Origin of the sequence: Pseudoalteromonas sp. BSi20652, assembly GCF_000239855.1 — a bacterium.
Classification (GTDB): domain Bacteria; phylum Pseudomonadota; class Gammaproteobacteria; order Enterobacterales; family Alteromonadaceae; genus Pseudoalteromonas.
This window is the reverse complement of sequence record NZ_BADT01000205.1, coordinates 1-17,419: the sequence shown is the minus strand read 5'-3', so window position 1 is coordinate 17,419 and position 17,419 is coordinate 1. Positions and strand designations below refer to the sequence as shown.

Sequence of the window (17,419 nt, the reverse complement as noted above, 5' to 3'; positions counted from 1 at the left end):
TAGAGAAGGAGAAGATCTGATAACTTCTCAGTGTAGCGCGCAGCGCCTCGGTGCTCTCGGTGGTAAAATGTTTAAAATAATATAAACATAAACGTTTGATGCGCAATATTTGCATCCATCGTGATTATAAAAATAAAGTACACGTTTTTCGTATTAGCTTTTATTACTAGAGTGTTATTTTTGTTCAGTTTATATATAAGTTTAAATTGCTAAATTAAAAAGAATAAATTAATAAATTAATAAATTAAAGGACTACCCTGTGAAAGCTGTTATACCTGTTGCGGGCCTTGGTACTCGCATGCTTCCTATGACTAAAGCAATCCCAAAAGAAATGCTTCCTGTTGTTGATAAGCCATTGATTCAATACATAGTGAATGAATGTGTTTCTGCTGGTATAAAAGATATTGTGTTAGTAACGCACAGCTCTAAAAATGCGATCGAAAACCACTTTGATACAAGTTATGAACTTGAAGCAACGCTTGAAAAACGAGTAAAGCGTGCGCTATTAGACGAAGTGCGTTCTATTTGCCCTAGTGATGTTACGGTTATGAGTGTACGACAGGGCGAAGCTAAAGGGCTCGGGCACGCAATTTTATGCGCTAAACCTATTGTTGGTGATAATGATTTTGTTGTACTACTCCCAGATGTTATTCTAGATGCTTATACGGCAGACCAAAAAACTGAAAACCTAGCTGCGATGATCAAGCGCTTTAATGAAACACGTGCTAGTCAAATAATGCTAGAACCCGTTGCGCGTGAAGATGTGAGCAAGTACGGTATTGCTGATATTAATGGTGTTGAACTTACTTCAGGGCAAAGTGCTGCAATTAAAACAATGGTTGAAAAACCTGACGAAGATGTGGCCCCTTCAAACCTTGCAGTTGTTGGTCGTTACGTTCTTAGTAAGAATATATGGCCATTACTTGCAAAAACGCCTGTAGGTGCTGGTGGCGAGATTCAGCTGACAGATTCGATTGATGCGCTAATGACCCAAGAAACAGTAGAAGCATTTCATATGAGTGGTCGATCACATGATTGTGGCGATAAGCTTGGTTATCTTAAGGCTATTGTTGAATATGCAATGCGTGATGAAAAACTAGGTAAAGACTTCAGGGCGTTTTTAACCAAAGTTAAAAACTAGACCCAATATGCTTATTACGCTATTTACTGACTATAAGTTGAAGATAAATAGCCTCATTTTAGTTTTTTGAGATGAGGTTAATTGTTCCCAAATATTTATTAATGCTTATTAAAGTACAAATTTATTGAACGAGTTATTTATTCGTTTTATTTTAGGCATCGAGTAAAATTCAAATGATTAAAATTATAAACTTTAAGGGAATAAAATGAAAATTGCCGTAGTAGGTACAGGTTATGTAGGTCTTTCTAATGCTATGTTGTTATCACAGCATAATGAAGTGGTTGCACTAGATATAGATGAACAAAAAATCGCACTTTTAAATAACAAAAAGTCACCTATTGTTGATACTGAAATTAGTGAGTTTTTAACTCGTAGTGATTTAAATTTCACAGCTACTACAGATAAGAACGCTGCCTATAAAAATGCTGATTTTGTAATTATTGCAACACCGACTGATTACGATGTTGAAAATAACTACTTTAATACCAGCTCTGTAGAGGCTGTAATTAAAGATGCCATAGCGCATAACCCAAATGCAGTTATGATTATTAAATCGACTATACCAGTAGGTTTTACGCAAAGTATTAAAGAGCGATTAAATGTTGATAATTTAATCTTTTCACCTGAATTTTTACGCGAGGGTAAAGCTTTATACGATAACTTGCACCCTTCACGTATTGTAGTCGGTGAGCAAAGTGAGCGTGCAACTGTTTTTGCAAACTTGCTTAAGCAAGGCGCAATTAAGCAAGAAGTAGAGGTGCTATTTACAGACTCTACTGAAGCAGAAGCAATTAAATTGTTCTCAAATACTTATTTAGCAATGCGTGTTGCTTACTTTAACGAGCTAGATAGTTATGCAGAGGCTCACGGTTTAAATTCGAAGCAAATTATTCAAGGTGTTAGTTTAGATCCGCGCATTGGGAACCACTATAATAACCCGTCGTTTGGTTATGGCGGTTATTGTTTACCTAAAGATACTAAGCAATTAAGAGCTAATTATGCGTCTGTTCCTAATAATATTATTAGTGCCATAGTTGATGCTAATACTACGCGCAAAGATTTTATTGCAGATTCAATTATCAAGCGTAGCCCAAAAATAGTGGGTGTATATCGACTTGTTATGAAAACAGGATCTGATAACTTTAGAGCCTCGGCTATTCAAGGTATTATGAAGCGTATTAAAGCTAAAGGTATTGAGGTGGTAGTATACGAACCGGTACTTCAAGAAGATGAGTTTTATCATTCACGCGTTATTAAAGACCTTAACGAATTTAAGAAAATATCTGACGTTGTTGTATCTAACCGCATGGTTGAAGAGCTTAATGATATTGCAGATAAAGTGTATACCCGAGATTTATTTGGTAGTGATTAAAGTATTAGAAAGCTATCGACTTATTGTTGTTTAATAAGTATATAACCCCGTGATAGTAAACACGGGGTTATTTATATGATGTATCAGCTAAAATGCAGGGTGTGCTATACCTCTAATTAGTAGGGGTAATTTCAGTGTAATATAATGACATGTTTACTAATTAAAATTGGCTGTAACGCCTAGTTTAGCAAAAGATTCACCGTATACATCTTCGCCGCCATAAAAATCTATTCCCCAGCTTTTTGCTCCCCAAATTGATCTAGAAAGTTTTCTGTTATAGGTAACTTGTAATTCATAACTAGTTTTATAATCATCGCTTTTATTTTTTAAAGTGCGAATTACGGTTTGTAGACTTTCTTTTCGGTTTAATTGCCAGTTCCAATTTAAGCTAATGGCCTTAGCCGCAACGTAGTCGTCGTAAACATGCTCATCACCCGCCCAATGGCCAATTACATTGCCGTTATTTCTATTTCCATCTAGATATATGCCATTGGCATACCAAAGGTCTTGCCAGTTACTGTGTTCGATACGTAAACTGTGTTTGTCGCTGATAAATGGAAGAAATAAACCAAAGCTATATGCATTATTACGATCCCCCCCAAGAGTGTCTTCTAATGCTATTTCAGCATATAGTTCATAAGGTGTATTATAAAGTGTGTTCGAATACTCAAAAGCAATAGCACCTAGTTGATCACCTAACTCAAAGTTAACGTCGTTTGTGTCATCTTCTCCAACATTATCTTTGGTTCCTGGGCTAAAAAAGCCCTCAGCAAAATCTTTTAATGATACATCTCTGGGGCCACCACCGAATTGCATGAGACGACTTAGACTCAGTGTTAAGTTGTTGGTTACTGCAAAGCTAGTATGTAGGCCAAATAAATAAGGTTTTCCTGGTTCGTATTCTCGGTCTTCTGCGTTTTCGACTCTTTTGTTTTTTAAAATACCTCTTTGCTCAGAGAGTTGAGTAATAAACATATCATATCGAATTTTAAAGCTGGTTATGGGTTCTACATTACTTATTGATATTGATGGAGTTGTTTCTGCTTGTGTGCTGAGTAACATTGCACTGTTATTAAAAGGCGAGTACCAATGCTCTCGGTAACCGATATCTAGTTGGGCATATTTGTAACCTAAGTACGCCACACTTTGCGTGGGTATTATTCCATCTTCGTTTGCTATACCAGTAATACTGACGCCGAAGTAATCACTAAAGTTAGAGTAGCCCCCCCTTCTATAATTATGTTTGTTTTTGTAGTTTGACCACGTTGATTGGGGAGGTTTTTATTATTATTTCCTGCTGATAGCGTTGCTTTGGCTAGAGTGATTGCACTTGATTGTGTATAAGGATTAATCTGATAAGTTAGTGCGTGATAAAGTTCTGGGTAATCGTATCTTATGGTTTGTAATACGTTATATATATCATGAGCTTTATAAGGTTTACTCATAATATGCGTGTTTTTACTTACCGCTAAAAGGCGCTCAATATTATGCTCTAACTCTGGTGCTTGGTTTAAAGGTAAATATGGTGACACCCCTCCTTTTGCTACAGCGTTTGTACTTAATACTAATGCTATAAGTAGCGATATTTTTTTGAGCATAATTATTCCGTTAGCCAATTTTAAAGTAAGTAAATACGTTAATGCGAGGTTAGCAATAATTGCTTTAGTAAGAAAGAAAAAAGCGTTATTAGGGAATGGTTTTGGTCGGTAGTTATTGGTAGTTAGTAATCAGAAGTTAGAAGTAGGTTGTTAGTAGTGATAGATAGTAATAGCCGGTTTCGGAGTTTTTCAAGTTAGTTCTTTTCTAAAAAGTAATTGATTTACCACAGGGAACTCAGAGAAGTGAAAGAGTAGCGATTTTAAGGCGAGTAAATTGTATTAAGCTCTTTTCTGTATAGCGCGCAGCGCCTCGGTGTGCTCTGTGGTCGAGTTACTATTTTGAGCAATTTTAACGCGCCTACAATAATTCTGCCGCGGTGCTATTTATTTCCTGTTCATTTAAATCGGGCTCTTTGTTAGAGAAAAAGTGAATTATTTACCACAGAGAAGACAAGGAGAAGTGCAGGAGAAGTTACTAATAAATATTTGTATTTCTTCTGTGAAGCGCGCAGTGCTTGGCGTGCTTGGTGCTAAAAACTTTGTAAGTACCTTTTATTACTCGTACTTTAAATAAATTGCGAAATAAATTTATATCTGCGCTTTTAATAATAAAGCTGCATCTATTCGTAAAAATCCACTATGCTGTGGGCTATTCGTCATTACTATTTATAAGGATTAACCATGATTGAACAAGGCCAAAATTTACCAGAGGTTGCACTGACACAATTAACAGATGAAGGTATGCAAACGCTAACAAATAAAGAACTGTTTGATGGCAAAAAAGTGGTGTTATTTGCGGTGCCGGGTGCGTTTACACCAACGTGTTCTAATGCTCATTTACCTGAATTTATTACGCTTGCTGATAAAATAAAAGCAAAAGGTGTGGATGCTATTTATTGTGTGTCAGTTAACGATGCGTTTGTTATGAAAGCTTGGGGCGACTCACAAAACGCACAAGAGATTTCGATGCTGGCCGATGGTGATGCAAGCTTTAGCAAAGCGCTTGGACTTGATAAAGATACTGCAGGATTTGGTGGCATCCGCTCAAGTCGTTACGCGATGATTATTGATAACGCGGTTGTTACTGGGTTATTTGTAGAAGAGGGCAAAGAGTTTGCAGTAAGTCGTGCAGAAGCTGTTTTGGAAAAGCTTTAAAAGGGGAGTTGTTGATATCGTTCTCAGATATCAGTTTTTAGTGAATTTAAAATTCGCTATTTTTAGACGAGCTTATTTAATCACTTACAGCATTATTTGTTTTTTACTTATTTAACACTAAGCTAGGGTGTGTTGATTTTTGTGGATTGAAATTTGTTTAATCCAAGGAAGATTAAATCGCGACGCGAGGTTTGTAACCTAGTGGGCTCAATAACTGCTTCTGCGTTATCCTACTGGCTTACATCCATGCAGGCAACAAAGAGTTAATCGTTCCTAGAAAGAACCCTTTAGGCTGCGCATGTTTGGTATTTATTCTGCTTATCGCCTATTTATGGGGAATAACCACACTACATAGTCTCTACCTTGCCTAAAAACCAAACATGCTGCTATAAATTCAACTACCAAAGGTCAGCATGCTCCAGTAAAAGTGATATAAATAAAAGCCCCCATGAATTTAGAAGTGTGGAAACGATCTGCACGTTTTAGTGCAGATATTTACAGATCTACAGCAAATATAAAAGATTATGGTTTCAGAGATCAATTAACACGTTCAGGTCTTTCACTGCCGAGTAACATTGCAGAAGATGTGTGCGGAGAAAGCTATAAATAGAAAAGCAGATTTATAGACATAGCTAGAGCTTCCCTTGCAGGGGCTAGAACACAAATATACATAGTTATAGAAATAGGTTACCTAAATAAACCCACATGCCAAAAATGGATAACAGAGACAAAAGAGTTAGCCGCCATGTTAACAAGTCTTAAAAATAAGTTTAATAACAGCTAACTCTAAAGCACTAAGCTACTTATACTAAATACTGACAACTACTAATATCCATTCTTATAGTTCAAACGGTGCTACACCCACTGCTTTCATTTTATATCCTACTTGCGCTAATTCGCCTGACCAGGTTTCTGTTGTGATGACACCGGTGACTACAATAGCATCGTAAAGGCTTTCGATAGGTACGCCGCCTTTTATAGTTACGTGAACAAGCTGGTTAGGTGGTGGCGGTGGTACGTGTATGCAGGCGCCAAAATAAGGTACAAGTAAAAATTCGGTGATCACTTCGCTGTCGCCCTCTAGCGGCACAACAAAGCCGGGTAAGCTAACCGATTGTCCGTTTAGCTCTTTTACTACGGGGGCGTCTAAATCGGGTTGCACCCAGTTTTGATCGCTCCCTTCGTGGTTAGCTTGCGCTTGAGTATCTATTTGCACATGATCTTTAGGGATTAAGTCTTCCCAGAAAATTTCTTTAGGTGCATTAGCGTTACTTGTAAAAGCAATAATAGCTAAGCTTAATGCGCATAAGGTGCTAAGCGCTGTTTTGAAAAGTGTCATAAAGTTCCTAAAAATTATGTTTTTATACTCATGCCGTCGCTGAGTGAGTAAAAGTAAGCACGAGTGGCGGGTATTAAACCGATTATAAAGCCTGCTGCCATAATAACGCCTATGAGGGTGAGTTCATAGCGTGAAAGCATGGCTATATTTACACTAATGCCAGCATGGCTTTGGAGGTAGTCGGCTCCTAAAAATAAGGTGCTATAAAATAATGCACAACCAACCACACAACCTAGTAATGTTGTAAGTAGCGACTCCATACTTATGAGTGTAAATAGTTGCCACGGCCTTGCGCCAACCGAGCGCAATATGGCAAGTTCGCGGCGTCGTTGATTAAGGTTTGCAAGTAGTGTAGTTAACATACCAAGCAGGCTGATCAGTATCACAACAAATGAGAAAAGTAGCAGTGTTTTTTCAACAATGGCGAGCATCTCCCACAGTTCTTTGAGGGTAACAGTTGGCATTATGGCTAATAGAGCTTCTGGTTTATATTGATTTATATTACGCCTAATTTGTAGCATGTATAAGGGCGAATTAAACCCCATTAAAAATGCGGTGACTTGCTTAGGGTGGCCAGTTAGGTTGTTATGTTCGTCATGCTCATGCTCATGCTCAAGGCTAGCTTTACCGCCGTGAATTAAATCGATTGCAGCCAAAGGAATGTGCAGCGTTTTATCAACAGGTGTACCTGTAGGGTTAAAAACACCAACGACTTTAAATGGGTTATCTTGATGATGATGAAAACTGGTGTTACCCATGCCGTGCGATATAACAATGTTATCGCCCAGTTTATAACCTAATTTTGTAGCCACTTCACTGCCAAGCACCACTTCGTTAATTGCGGCAAAAGGACGGCCTTTGTTAAAGGTTAAGTTTTGTTTTTTCGCAAAGCGATAATGGTTAAAGTAATCAAGTGTTGTGCCTAGTACCGCTTGGCCTTTATGGCTGTCGCCTAGGCTTATAGGTATGCTCCATTTTACGCCTCGCTGACTTGTTATGTATTGATAACTTTTCCAACTTACGCCGTTATTAGTATGGCCAATTCTAAATACCGATGAAAGCAGTAATTGAATATCGCCTGTGCGCGCACCAACAATTAAATCAGTGCCCGAAATAGTATTACTAAAACTACTTTTAGCATCAATTCGTACACGTTCAATACTTAAAAGTAGCATTACGCTAATTGCGATAGTAAATAATGTAAGCAGTACACTTGCACGGCGATTTAATAAGCTTTTGTAAGCAAGTTTAGCTAAAATCATACTTGTTCCTGCAAGCTTATAAGGTCAATGAAGCGGTCAAATAATGGCTTTAGTGTTTCATCGTGGCTTACAAATACTAAGGTACTGTTTGAGTTATTAGCTTGTTTAAACAGTAAGTTAATAAAACTTTCACGGTTTTGCGTATCAAGGGCGGAGGTTGGCTCATCGGCAATGATGATTTCGGGGTTACCAATAAATGCACGAGCAGCGGCAACGCGTTGTTGTTGGCCAATACTCAATTCTGCCACATTTTTATTATGGTTTTGCTCAGTTAAGCCAAGTGCATTTAATAATTGCGTTGCTTCGGTATTTAACGTAGCTGATTGGCTTAAGGCTTTTTGTTGACGGCTTTTTGAAAATTGACACCCAAGCACTACATTTTCGAGCGGTGATAAGTAAGGCAGTAAGTTAAAGTTTTGAAAAATAATACCAATATGGTCAGCTCTAAATATATCTCGTTTAGTATTGTTTAATTTATTTAACGTTTGATTTAATAGCGTTACATCACCGCTGGTGGCTGTATTAATACCAGCAAGAATCGCTAACAATGTCGATTTACCTGAGCCACTAGGACCGTGTAAAAAAATATGCTCACCTTTTTCGATAACTAGCCCTTTTATGTTGAGCGTGGGTGAGCTATCGCTTTTATGCCACTTAAAAGTTACGTTTTTTAGGTTTATCATTATCTTGTTACCAACCCCAGTAGTTTAGATCTTTACGCATTTTTAGCTGTCTTATTATATTTAGTGGCTTGGGTTTTAGTTTATCGTTACTTTGTAAAAATTCATTAGCTGCATTTAACACGCGCTGGCTAGATTGACCATCGGTATATGGATGAATTTCCTGGCAATAGCTTTCAATATTTTGCATTAAATCACGAGGTTTAGTAAGCGCATGTTCAATAGCGGTTTCTACCTCATCAGCGTCGGTAATATCAAGTAAATGAGGAAGTGGTTTTTGATTGCAAAATGTTACTACCGGTTTACGTAGTAGTAAAAACATTAAAAGAACTGACGATGTATCGCACAGCATAACATCGGCAGCTTGCAGTAACGGCAAGACGTTATCGGTTTCAATAAATGTTAGGTTTTCGTTACTCAGCGCTTTGTATTTATTAACCCATTCAGCAGGCATTTTTGGATGAAATTGCATTAAAATTCGCCATTTTCCGGTTTCACTAAAATGTTTTATTTGCTCATATAATTTAGGAGCAAGTGATAGGTTTCGTGAGAAAGTAGAGCATATAAGTAAAGTAGGGCGAGAGTCGTCACTTACATAAGGATTATTTGCAGTATTGCTAAACAGTGGATCGAGTGTTGGCCAGCCAGTTTCAGCTACTTTAAAGAAACCATGCTGCTTAGCTAACTCTTTAAATCGGGTTGTTGTATTTGGACCTTGCGTACAATATAAATCGTAACAACCACGAATGTTAAAGTGATCTTCTTTCCCTTTTCGATTTAATTTTCCTGAATTGAACCCGTGGAATACAGCCACTTTTTTTCCAGGAATAAAGTCAGGAATTACATTTCCAGGTATAAATGTAATGTTTGGAGCCCAGCTTTTAACATCCTTTATGGTATGTAAACGTGGCTCGTTTGTGGTTAAAAAATCGGGGTTTACTTCGCTACCAGCTAAAAACCAGCGCACTTGGCCACCATTAGCTAATACTGCAGCCTGCAAAGGTCTCAAGATAGCGTACGAATAATTCTGAGAAATATACATCAAGTATTTTTTATTTTTAGTGGCAGTTAAGTATTTCAAGCTATCTCCTCAGGCTGGTTAGCACATTAAGTTTACCCCATTGCGAGTCGCTTATAAATATATGCCTTTATTTGTTTTAAGCATCCGATTGAGCTTTGAGGTTGGCTAGATTATTATACAGCCCATATAACCCCATACCATACTTTGCTCAAAGAGCATCCCTAACCCCGGAGATAGCATGACTAGCTATAAAGTTTTAGACGTAAACGATGATTTACCCATTCGTACCAAAGGTGAAGTACACAGTGGTAAAGTGCGTTCAGTTTATTGGTTAACAGACGAAGACAGCGCTCGACTAATCAAAGAAAAAGATTATAAAGTACCCGCAGGTACCGAGCTGGCTATTATGGTTATTTCAGACCGAATTTCTGCATTTGATTGCATTTGGCAAGGCGAAAACGGCTTAAATGGCGTACCAGGTAAGGGTATTGCATTAAACTCAGTGGCAGCCCATTGGTTTAAGTTATTTGATAAAGCAGGCCTTGCGGGTAACCATATTGTTGATATTCCGCATCCGTATGTGTGGATTGTACGCAAAGCCAGTACCGTAAAAGTCGAAGCAATTGCTCGCCAATATATTACAGGTAGCATGTGGCGTGATTACGCCAAAGGCGTACGTAACTTTTGTGGTATTGATTTACCAGAAGGTTTAAACGCCAACCAAAAGCTTGATAACGTATTAATTACGCCATCAACAAAAGGTATTATTGAAGGCGTTGCAGATATTCCGCCAGTTGATGATGTAAATATTACTCGCGAAAACATAATTAATAACTTAGGTGTATTTAATTTCAAGTCGGCAGACGACGTTGCAAAATACGAAAAATTGTTAGTAGAAGGTTTTAAATTAATTAGTGATGAGCTTACTAAGCTTGACCAAATTTTTGTAGATACCAAATTTGAGTTTGGTTATGTAGAGGATTTAAATGGCGCACAACAGCTTATATATATTGATGAAGTAGGCACGCCTGATTCGTCACGTATTTGGGATGAAGCTGCTTATAAAAACGGTAAAATTGTTGAAAATTCTAAAGAAGGTTTTCGCCAATTACTTATTAATAATGTGCCAGAGAGCGACGTATTATTAAATAAAGATCGCATGAGTGAGCGTGAAAAGTTAGCAAAAGAGTATATTTTACCAGAATCAGTCATGCTTGAAGTATCTAATACTTATGTGGGCATTGCCAGTAAGATTGTTGGGAAAGCAATTGCTATTCCTGAGGATCCGCGCCAAGAAGTAATTTCTATTTTGGACGCTGATTATGGCTTAATTACAAAATAGTCATACTTTACTCCTAAAAACCCGGTAACTCGTTTTTATTTTTAGTTACTGGGCTATATTCCTTGCAATTAACCCCTGTAATTAATTACCTTAACCTAATGTTAATAGTTAGGTGGTGTTATGTTTAAACGCGGTTTGCAAAAAATAACTAAAAGTTAGCCGCTTTTTAGCCATGAGTTTATTTTTTGGGTACTTTCCTTTAGCTGCTGCAGTTGAGTTAGTAATAGAAGATCAGCATGGTAATAAATTAGCAAATGCCGTTATTGAACTAAACTTTAACACCGAGCAATTGGCTCAATCTAACCTTCCTTTAGCAACTATGGATCAAGTCCATAAGCAGTTTTTACCCGAACTATTAGTTGTACAACAGGGTCAAAAAGTTAACTTTCCGAACAGTGATAATATTCGTCATCATGTTTATTCTTTTTCACAAGCGAAGCCTTTTCAACTAAGATTATATTCAGGCCAACCAAAAGAGCCTATTATTTTTGAACAACAAGGGGTTGTAGTTTTAGGATGTAATATTCATGATTCTATGGTCGGCTACATTTATGTAGCGAGCAGTGAGTATGTTTACAAAACAGATAAAAAAGGCCATGTAAGTTTGCCTATTAATACACTGCCTGCACAATTGAGTGTGTGGCACTCTTTGCAAACAGCACCATTGGAGAATAAAAAAATGATAACTATCAATTCTCAAAATCAATTACGAGTCATCGTAAATACTTCATCTCTTGTACCTAGAAACACGTTTGGTAGTAAGTTTAAGGTTGGTAATGACTAATAGTTTAAGAAATCGAATAACCATTTTATGTGTTGGCTTAGTGTTATTAACTACTATGGTCAGCTTGTTTAGTTTTTGGTGGTCTACGAGTAATTTTCAAGAAGAAAAAGTAAATCAAGACATTACTGTAGCGCAAAATGTTTATAAGCAATATTTGAAATCAAAAGAAAGCCTACTATTAACCGCAGCAAAAGTACTCACCTCTGACTTTGGTTTTAAGCAAGCTGTAGCAACGCGAGATGCAGGTACAATAAGCAGTGTGTTGTTTAATCATAGTCAGCGTATTGATGCCGAATTAATGCTGTTACTTGATCTGTCGGGTAAGCTAATTTCCGCCAACACGAATGAAGATGTTTTTGCACACAACTTAAAGCCTTTAATGGAAGAGCTTTTAAGTGCGCCAGAAGAGTCTAGTTTTGTGGTGCTTAATAACGAGCTTTACCAAATTATTTTATTACCCGTAAGAGCGCCACGTACAGTGGCCTATAGTTTAGTGGGCTTTAAAATTGATGACAATGTAGCCCATGAGCTAAAAAGCTTAACAGGCATGGATGTAAGTTTTATAGGCAGTGCTGACGATATTGTTATTAGCTCATTAGTTAATCGGCCTGAGCAATTTGAACCTGTTAGCTACTTTAGCACCGTAACCACATCGCGGTTTTTTGGTGAGTACTTGGTGTATCGTAACCGAGATATAAATTTACCATCGTTATTGACCCATCCTATAATTATTTTACTGAGTGCTGATTTAACACAAAGCTATAGTGACTTCGAAAAACTTCTTTTTACACTTATTATTTTAGCTATTTTGACTATGTTTGTAGGTGTTATTACGAGCAGCATATTTGCAAATAATTTAACTACGCCACTCACTCAATTAGCTGTAATAGCAAGACAATTTGCACAAGGTAATTATGCCTTTGAATTCAAAGGGCAAAGACAAAGTACCGAAATAGATACGCTAGTCGCAGCGTTTGACAGCATGGGTAACGATATAAACGAGCGTGAACAGCAAATTAGCTTTCAAGCCCGACACGACTCGCTAACTGGTTTTTATAATCGCTCAGCTATGCTTGAGGTGCTTGATGATGAGCTAGATCCATCAGGCGAGTACACGCTAGTTGCAATAGATATCAAAGGTCTTCGTCATATAAACGATAAGCTAGGACCGCGCATTGGTGATGACTGCCTAAAGGCAGTTGCTTGCAGAATAAGTGAGTTTTCGGATGAATTAGGGGGCTTTCATGCTCGTATTGGCGGCGATGAATTTTTAACTGTGTTTCCGACTGCAGCAGTACGTGAAAAAAAATGCGAAATTGTTGATTTAGTAGCACAACTAGAAGCTTGCTATACCATTCAAAAGCTCAAAATTAGTCTACGTTTTAGTGCCGGTATTGTGCTGTATCCTATGCAGGGTACTGTAAATGATGACCTAATGCGCCGCGTACTAATTGCTGTAGAAAGCGCAGCCAACATGCAAGAAAGCATACATTACTATCAAAATGGTGAGGACGAAGCGCATTTAGATCGTTTAATAATGCTTGATGAATTAAAGCAGGCTATTAGTGACGACGATGGTCAATTATTTATGACCTATCAGCCTAAACTGCACATCAAAACGCAACAAATAGATAAAGTTGAGTCGCTGATCCGCTGGCAACGAAAAGATGGTAGCTGGGTTAACCCCGAGCTGTTTATTGACTTAGCTGAGCAGTCGGGTCTTATTGTTGAGCTTACTGGGTGGGTTGTTAATACGGTTGTAGCACAAGTAGCTGATTGGCAGTCTAAAAATATAAACTTGCAGGCTGCAATAAATGTTTCTGCACAAGATATTGCATTTGCGGGCTTTCATTCAGCCTTAGTTCGCACGCTTAAAAAATATAAAGTAGATCCTAAATTGATCACTATTGAGCTTACTGAGCGCGATATGATCGAAAACGAAGAAAAAGGCATTAAAGCGCTCGAAAACCTAAAAGCAATTGGCGTTAAAATATCATTAGACGATTATGGTGTAGGGCAAACATCACTTGGTCGATTAAAAATGCTACCTATTGATGAGCTTAAGCTAGATAAGTGTTTTATTCTAAAATTAGACGAATCGCAAAAAGATCAATTTATAGTGCAATCATCAATCACTCTAGGGCATCAGTTAGGTTTTTCTGTAGTAGCCGAAGGGGTTGAAACACTGGGCTCGTTAAATTTATTGAAAAATATGAAATGCGATCATGCGCAAGGTTACTACCTAAGCAGACCTTTAAAAGCAGAGCTATTAGAAGAATGGCTGCATGAGTATTATGCAAAAAATTAAATGCTTTATAGTCTTTTTTTATTACTAACAAGCGTACCTAGTATCGCAAGTAGTGGGAAATTATTAGCCACTCCAGGCGTTTCTCAAATAGAGGGGAGTGCTGGCGGTGGTATTGTCCCATGGGCACAACTTGCAGGTTATGCGAGCGAAGATGAATTTTCGGTCAATGGCTTTTGTAGCCGTGCAGATGTAACCGACTACACACTTGACGTGTGTGGTGCGCAGCTTAATGTATTTAATCGTGTTGAACTCAGTTATGCCCAACAGCGCTTTGATGTACCAGCACTTGATGCTGAAATAGAGCAATCAATCACAGGTGCTAAAATACGTTTATACGGCGATATTGTTTACAGTGATTGGCCACAACTCAGCTTAGGGCTCCAGCATAAATCACTGGATGATGGCACTATTGCAACACTTGTAGGCGCAGAAGATACCAGCGGCACTGACTACTACCTCGCTGCTAGTAAATTACATTTAGGGGCTATTGTTGGCTATAACTGGTTTTGGAATGTAACAACACGTTACAGTAAAGCCAATCAACTAGGCTTGTTAGGTTATGGTGGTGAAAATGCTAATACCAAGGTTTTATTTGAAGGCAGCACGGCTGTATTTTTGAGCCGAGACCTTGCGATAGGTATTGAGTATCGTCAAAAAGCAAATAACTTAAACTTAGGCGAACAAGATTGGAAAGACTTATTTGTAGCGTGGATGCCTAACAAGCATGTGAGTGTGACAGCGGCTTACCTTGATTTAGGAAGCATTGCAGGGGCTGACGATCAAACAGGTTGGTATTTATCGGTAACAGGGTATTGGTAATGAAAAGCGTTGGTATTTTTTTGATTTGTTTAGGGTTGCTTAGTGTGTGCGCGAATTCTACTAAGCTCTCACTTTATCAAAAGCTGGATGGAAAAGAGGGGATAGGCAGAATTGTTGATAGTTTTATATATCAAATAGGCAATGACGAACAAATAATTCATTACTTTGAACACAGTAATATAGCGCATTTTCGACAAGGATTTATTAATCATATCTGCATGTTAGTAGAGGGCCCGTGTACATACGATGGCGACTCTATGGTAGCAATTCATACCGGTATGCATATTACAGAGAAAGATTTTAATCATGTTGTTGATTTGCTTATAAATGCAATGAATGAGCAAAACGTTAGTCATAGCTTACAAAACGATATTTTTTCTAGAATGGCGCCACTTCGTGGTGAAATTATAAAAATGTAACCATAAAGCTTTTAAAGTAATTATTAAGTAAAAGGAACCTTGCTTTGATGGTATTGTCCACATAGAATTATTTCATAAAACAACGGTTGGCAAATATAGCTTGTATGGCTTATCTATTTATCTCTCGCAAAAATGTACATGCAAAATACTATAAAAAAATAATCAAAAAATTGTCGATGGATTGCCAATTACATATTATGGGGGCACCTAAGCTTTCTGCTGTTAAATATTTAAAAGATGCGTTTCAAGTTGATTTTACGGATGTAGTTAACTCTCAACTAAAACGTAAAAGAATACGTAATGCTACCTGGAACAATCCTATCGTTACTGTGGTTTATAGTGCTGGGTTAGTTTTATTTGAACGATTACGATACGCTAAGTATTTAGCCTTATTAACCGAGACTAACCCTGAGTGCATTGTTATTTGGAACGGCAATAAACTTCCAAATACGACCGTTGCTATGGCTGCAAAAGCATTAGGTGTTAAGCAATTTTATTATGAAAATGGTTTACTACCCGGTACAAGTAGCTTAGACCCTAGCGGTATTAACTATAATGCGTCGTTAAGCCGTGACCCTTCTTTTTACCTGAATTTTGACCCACAAAATAAGTTAAATTTTTGTGCGCCGGATTTAATTCCAAGAGCTGATCATAAAAAGCGCTGTGAATTTGAATGCGCCGATGTGCCAGAACGCTATATATTTGCGCCTTTTCAAGTACCTCACGATACTCAATTAGCTAGCTTTTCTCCGTGGATAAGTTCTATGGATATGTTTTACGACGAGGTGATTAAAGCCGTCAAAAGCTTAAACGATCCAAGCTTAAAAGTGGTTTTTAAAGAGCATCCGTCGTGGCATAAACATTACGCTCACCTTTATGAAAAAGACCCGATTGCAATCTTTGCTAATGGAAATCAAACAAGTGATTTGATTAAATGTGCTGAAGCCGTATTAACGATTAATTCAACGGTCGGCTTAGAAGCATTACTGCTAAATAAACGAGTGTTAACTCTTGGACAAGCTTGTTACAACATTGAGGGTTTGGTAAAGCATGCAAGAAATGCAGAGCAGCTAGCAGAGAATATGAACGAAGTAGTACAGGGCTGGCAACCAAATGCATTATTAAAGGATAAGTTTTTTAGCTTTATTGAACATGTATATTGTATACCTGGCGTTTGGAAACACACTGAAGATAAACACATTAAAGCGATTGAAGCGCGTTTTACGGGTAATGACGAGTTTGCTAAGTTTCATGGTAATAAGGAATCGTAGTGAAAAGCCTGATTAGCTGTCAGCAATTACACGAGCAACTTAATAATCCTGCATTAATGATATTTGATGCAGGTATGCTGCGCCCTGGTGTTTTAGGGTCTTATTCGCCGCAAACGATGCTGCCTAACGCTAAACGTTTTGACATAAAAAACGGATTGGCCGATAGATCAAACCCGCTACCAAGCACACTGTGTAATGCACCGCAATTTACGCAGGCTATGCAAAATGCAGGTGTAAATAACGACTCATTTATTGTGGTATACGAAGATGGCGACTTATTTAGCGCTGCTAGAGCGTGGTGGATGTTAAAGGCTATGGGGCATCACAATGTTAAAGTACTCAATGGCGGCCTCAAAAGGTGGTTAGAGAGCGGTTACGCCACACAACAAGGTTATAGTAAAGCACTAGTTAAAGGTAATTTTACGGCAAACTATAATTCTGAGTATTTTATTAACAGCCAACAGGTGCTTAAAGCAATCGATGAGCCTAACACTGTATTGCTAGATGCACGTGCGTATAAACGCTTTACCGGGCAAGAGAGTGAGCCACGAGAAGGCATGCGTAGCGGGCATATCCCAAATAGTCGCTCGTTGCCTTTTATGGATTTACTTAATAAAGGTGAAGCCAAACCACTTACTGAAATTAAAGCGATATTTAGTGATGTAATCGGTGATGCGCAGCAGTTACAGTTTAGCTGTGGCTCAGGTATTACAGCGTGTGTTTTAGCGTTATTTGCTACCGAAAGTGGCTATAAAAACCTAAGTGTTTATGACGGCTCTTGGAGTGAATGGGGCGCAAGTGATTCATTGCCCATCGCCACGGGAGAAAGGTAAATGTGTTGTGGGTTTAGAGCCCGCTCACGTTAAAGCCGCAGCGCCTTTAAACCTTTTTGTGAATAACAGTGCTTA

Annotated in this window: 15 protein-coding genes and 2 pseudogenes; 11 read left to right on the top strand and 6 right to left on the bottom strand. The window is 38.0% G+C overall.

Annotated features, from left to right (window positions below):
- The first annotated feature begins 259 nt into the window (after positions 1-259).
- Positions 260-1,141 (top strand): UTP--glucose-1-phosphate uridylyltransferase GalU, encoded by an 882-nt coding sequence (gene galU, locus P20652_RS02575; protein WP_008171870.1) that lies wholly within the window; start codon positions 260-262, stop codon positions 1,139-1,141.
- A gap of 205 nt (positions 1,142-1,346) precedes the next feature.
- Positions 1,347-2,513, top strand: coding sequence for a nucleotide sugar dehydrogenase (locus P20652_RS02580; RefSeq protein ID WP_008171869.1), 1,167 nt, complete (start codon positions 1,347-1,349; stop codon positions 2,511-2,513).
- Between the two features lie 156 nt (positions 2,514-2,669).
- Here the strand turns inward: P20652_RS02580 and P20652_RS19045 are convergent, their stop codons facing one another.
- Together P20652_RS19045 and P20652_RS21185 are read right to left on the bottom strand one after the other, a co-directional pair.
- On the bottom strand, positions 2,670-3,656 hold the full coding sequence (locus P20652_RS19045; RefSeq protein ID WP_008171868.1) for a capsule assembly Wzi family protein: 987 nt from the start codon (positions 3,654-3,656) through the stop codon (positions 2,670-2,672).
- 32 nt (positions 3,657-3,688) lie between these two features.
- Positions 3,689-4,111: a hypothetical protein gene (locus P20652_RS21185; RefSeq protein ID WP_008171867.1), complete on the bottom strand. Its 423-nt coding sequence runs from the start codon at positions 4,109-4,111 to the stop codon at positions 3,689-3,691.
- Positions 4,112-4,792: 681 nt separating this feature from the next.
- Here P20652_RS21185 and P20652_RS02585 point away from each other — a divergent pair.
- Both P20652_RS02585 and P20652_RS19040 read left to right on the top strand, forming a co-directional pair.
- Positions 4,793-5,266 (top strand): peroxiredoxin, encoded by a 474-nt coding sequence (locus tag P20652_RS02585; RefSeq protein ID WP_008171864.1) that lies wholly within the window; start codon positions 4,793-4,795, stop codon positions 5,264-5,266.
- Between the two features lie 448 nt (positions 5,267-5,714).
- Positions 5,715-6,050: pseudogene (locus P20652_RS19040) on the top strand (four helix bundle protein).
- 54 nt (positions 6,051-6,104) lie between these two features.
- On the opposite strand, the gene P20652_RS02590 reads toward P20652_RS19040, so the two are convergent.
- From P20652_RS02590 to P20652_RS02605, 4 genes are read right to left on the bottom strand one after another with little or no spacing between them, the layout of a single operon-like run.
- On the bottom strand, positions 6,105-6,605 hold the full coding sequence (locus P20652_RS02590; RefSeq protein ID WP_008171860.1) for a DUF3299 domain-containing protein: 501 nt from the start codon (positions 6,603-6,605) through the stop codon (positions 6,105-6,107).
- 14 nt (positions 6,606-6,619) lie between these two features.
- Positions 6,620-7,867, bottom strand: a complete 1,248-nt coding sequence (locus tag P20652_RS02595; RefSeq protein ID WP_008171859.1) for an ABC transporter permease — start codon at positions 7,865-7,867, stop codon at positions 6,620-6,622.
- Positions 7,864-8,550 carry an ABC transporter ATP-binding protein gene (locus P20652_RS02600; RefSeq protein ID WP_008171857.1) on the bottom strand — a complete coding sequence of 229 codons (687 nt, stop codon included), beginning with the start codon at positions 8,548-8,550 and terminating at the stop codon, positions 7,864-7,866. Before P20652_RS02600 ends, P20652_RS02595 begins: the two co-directional genes overlap by 4 nt.
- Positions 8,551-8,557: 7 nt before the next feature.
- Positions 8,558-9,628: a CDP-glycerol glycerophosphotransferase family protein gene (locus tag P20652_RS02605; protein WP_008171855.1), complete on the bottom strand. Its 1,071-nt coding sequence runs from the start codon at positions 9,626-9,628 to the stop codon at positions 8,558-8,560.
- A 178-nt stretch (positions 9,629-9,806) separates the two neighbouring features.
- Here P20652_RS02605 and P20652_RS02610 point away from each other — a divergent pair, with 178 nt between their 5' ends.
- From P20652_RS02610 to P20652_RS02640, 7 genes and pseudogenes are all read left to right on the top strand, one after another.
- Positions 9,807-10,910 (top strand): phosphoribosylaminoimidazolesuccinocarboxamide synthase, encoded by a 1,104-nt coding sequence (locus P20652_RS02610; protein WP_008171853.1) that lies wholly within the window; start codon positions 9,807-9,809, stop codon positions 10,908-10,910.
- 120 nt (positions 10,911-11,030) lie between these two features.
- Positions 11,031-11,694: pseudogene (locus P20652_RS02615) on the top strand (methylamine utilization protein).
- Complete coding sequence (locus P20652_RS02620; RefSeq protein WP_008171850.1) at positions 11,687-14,002, top strand: EAL domain-containing protein; 2,316 nt, start codon at positions 11,687-11,689, stop codon at positions 14,000-14,002. The pseudogene P20652_RS02615 and the gene P20652_RS02620 overlap by 8 nt, the downstream one beginning before the upstream one ends.
- Complete coding sequence (locus P20652_RS02625; protein WP_008171848.1) at positions 14,003-14,821, top strand: DUF3034 family protein; 819 nt, start codon at positions 14,003-14,005, stop codon at positions 14,819-14,821.
- Entirely contained in the window at positions 14,821-15,240 is a 420-nt protein-coding gene (locus P20652_RS02630; protein WP_008171845.1) for a group 1 truncated hemoglobin, read from the top strand. The genes P20652_RS02625 and P20652_RS02630 overlap by 1 nt, the downstream gene beginning before the upstream one ends.
- A gap of 176 nt (positions 15,241-15,416) precedes the next feature.
- The gene (locus P20652_RS02635) at positions 15,417-16,511 is read left to right on the top strand and encodes a capsular biosynthesis protein (RefSeq protein WP_139048241.1); all 1,095 of its coding nucleotides are present in this window, start codon (positions 15,417-15,419) and stop codon (positions 16,509-16,511) included.
- Entirely contained in the window at positions 16,511-17,344 is an 834-nt protein-coding gene (locus P20652_RS02640; protein WP_008171842.1) for a sulfurtransferase, read from the top strand. The genes P20652_RS02635 and P20652_RS02640 overlap by 1 nt, the downstream gene beginning before the upstream one ends.
- Positions 17,345-17,419 lie beyond the last annotated feature (75 nt).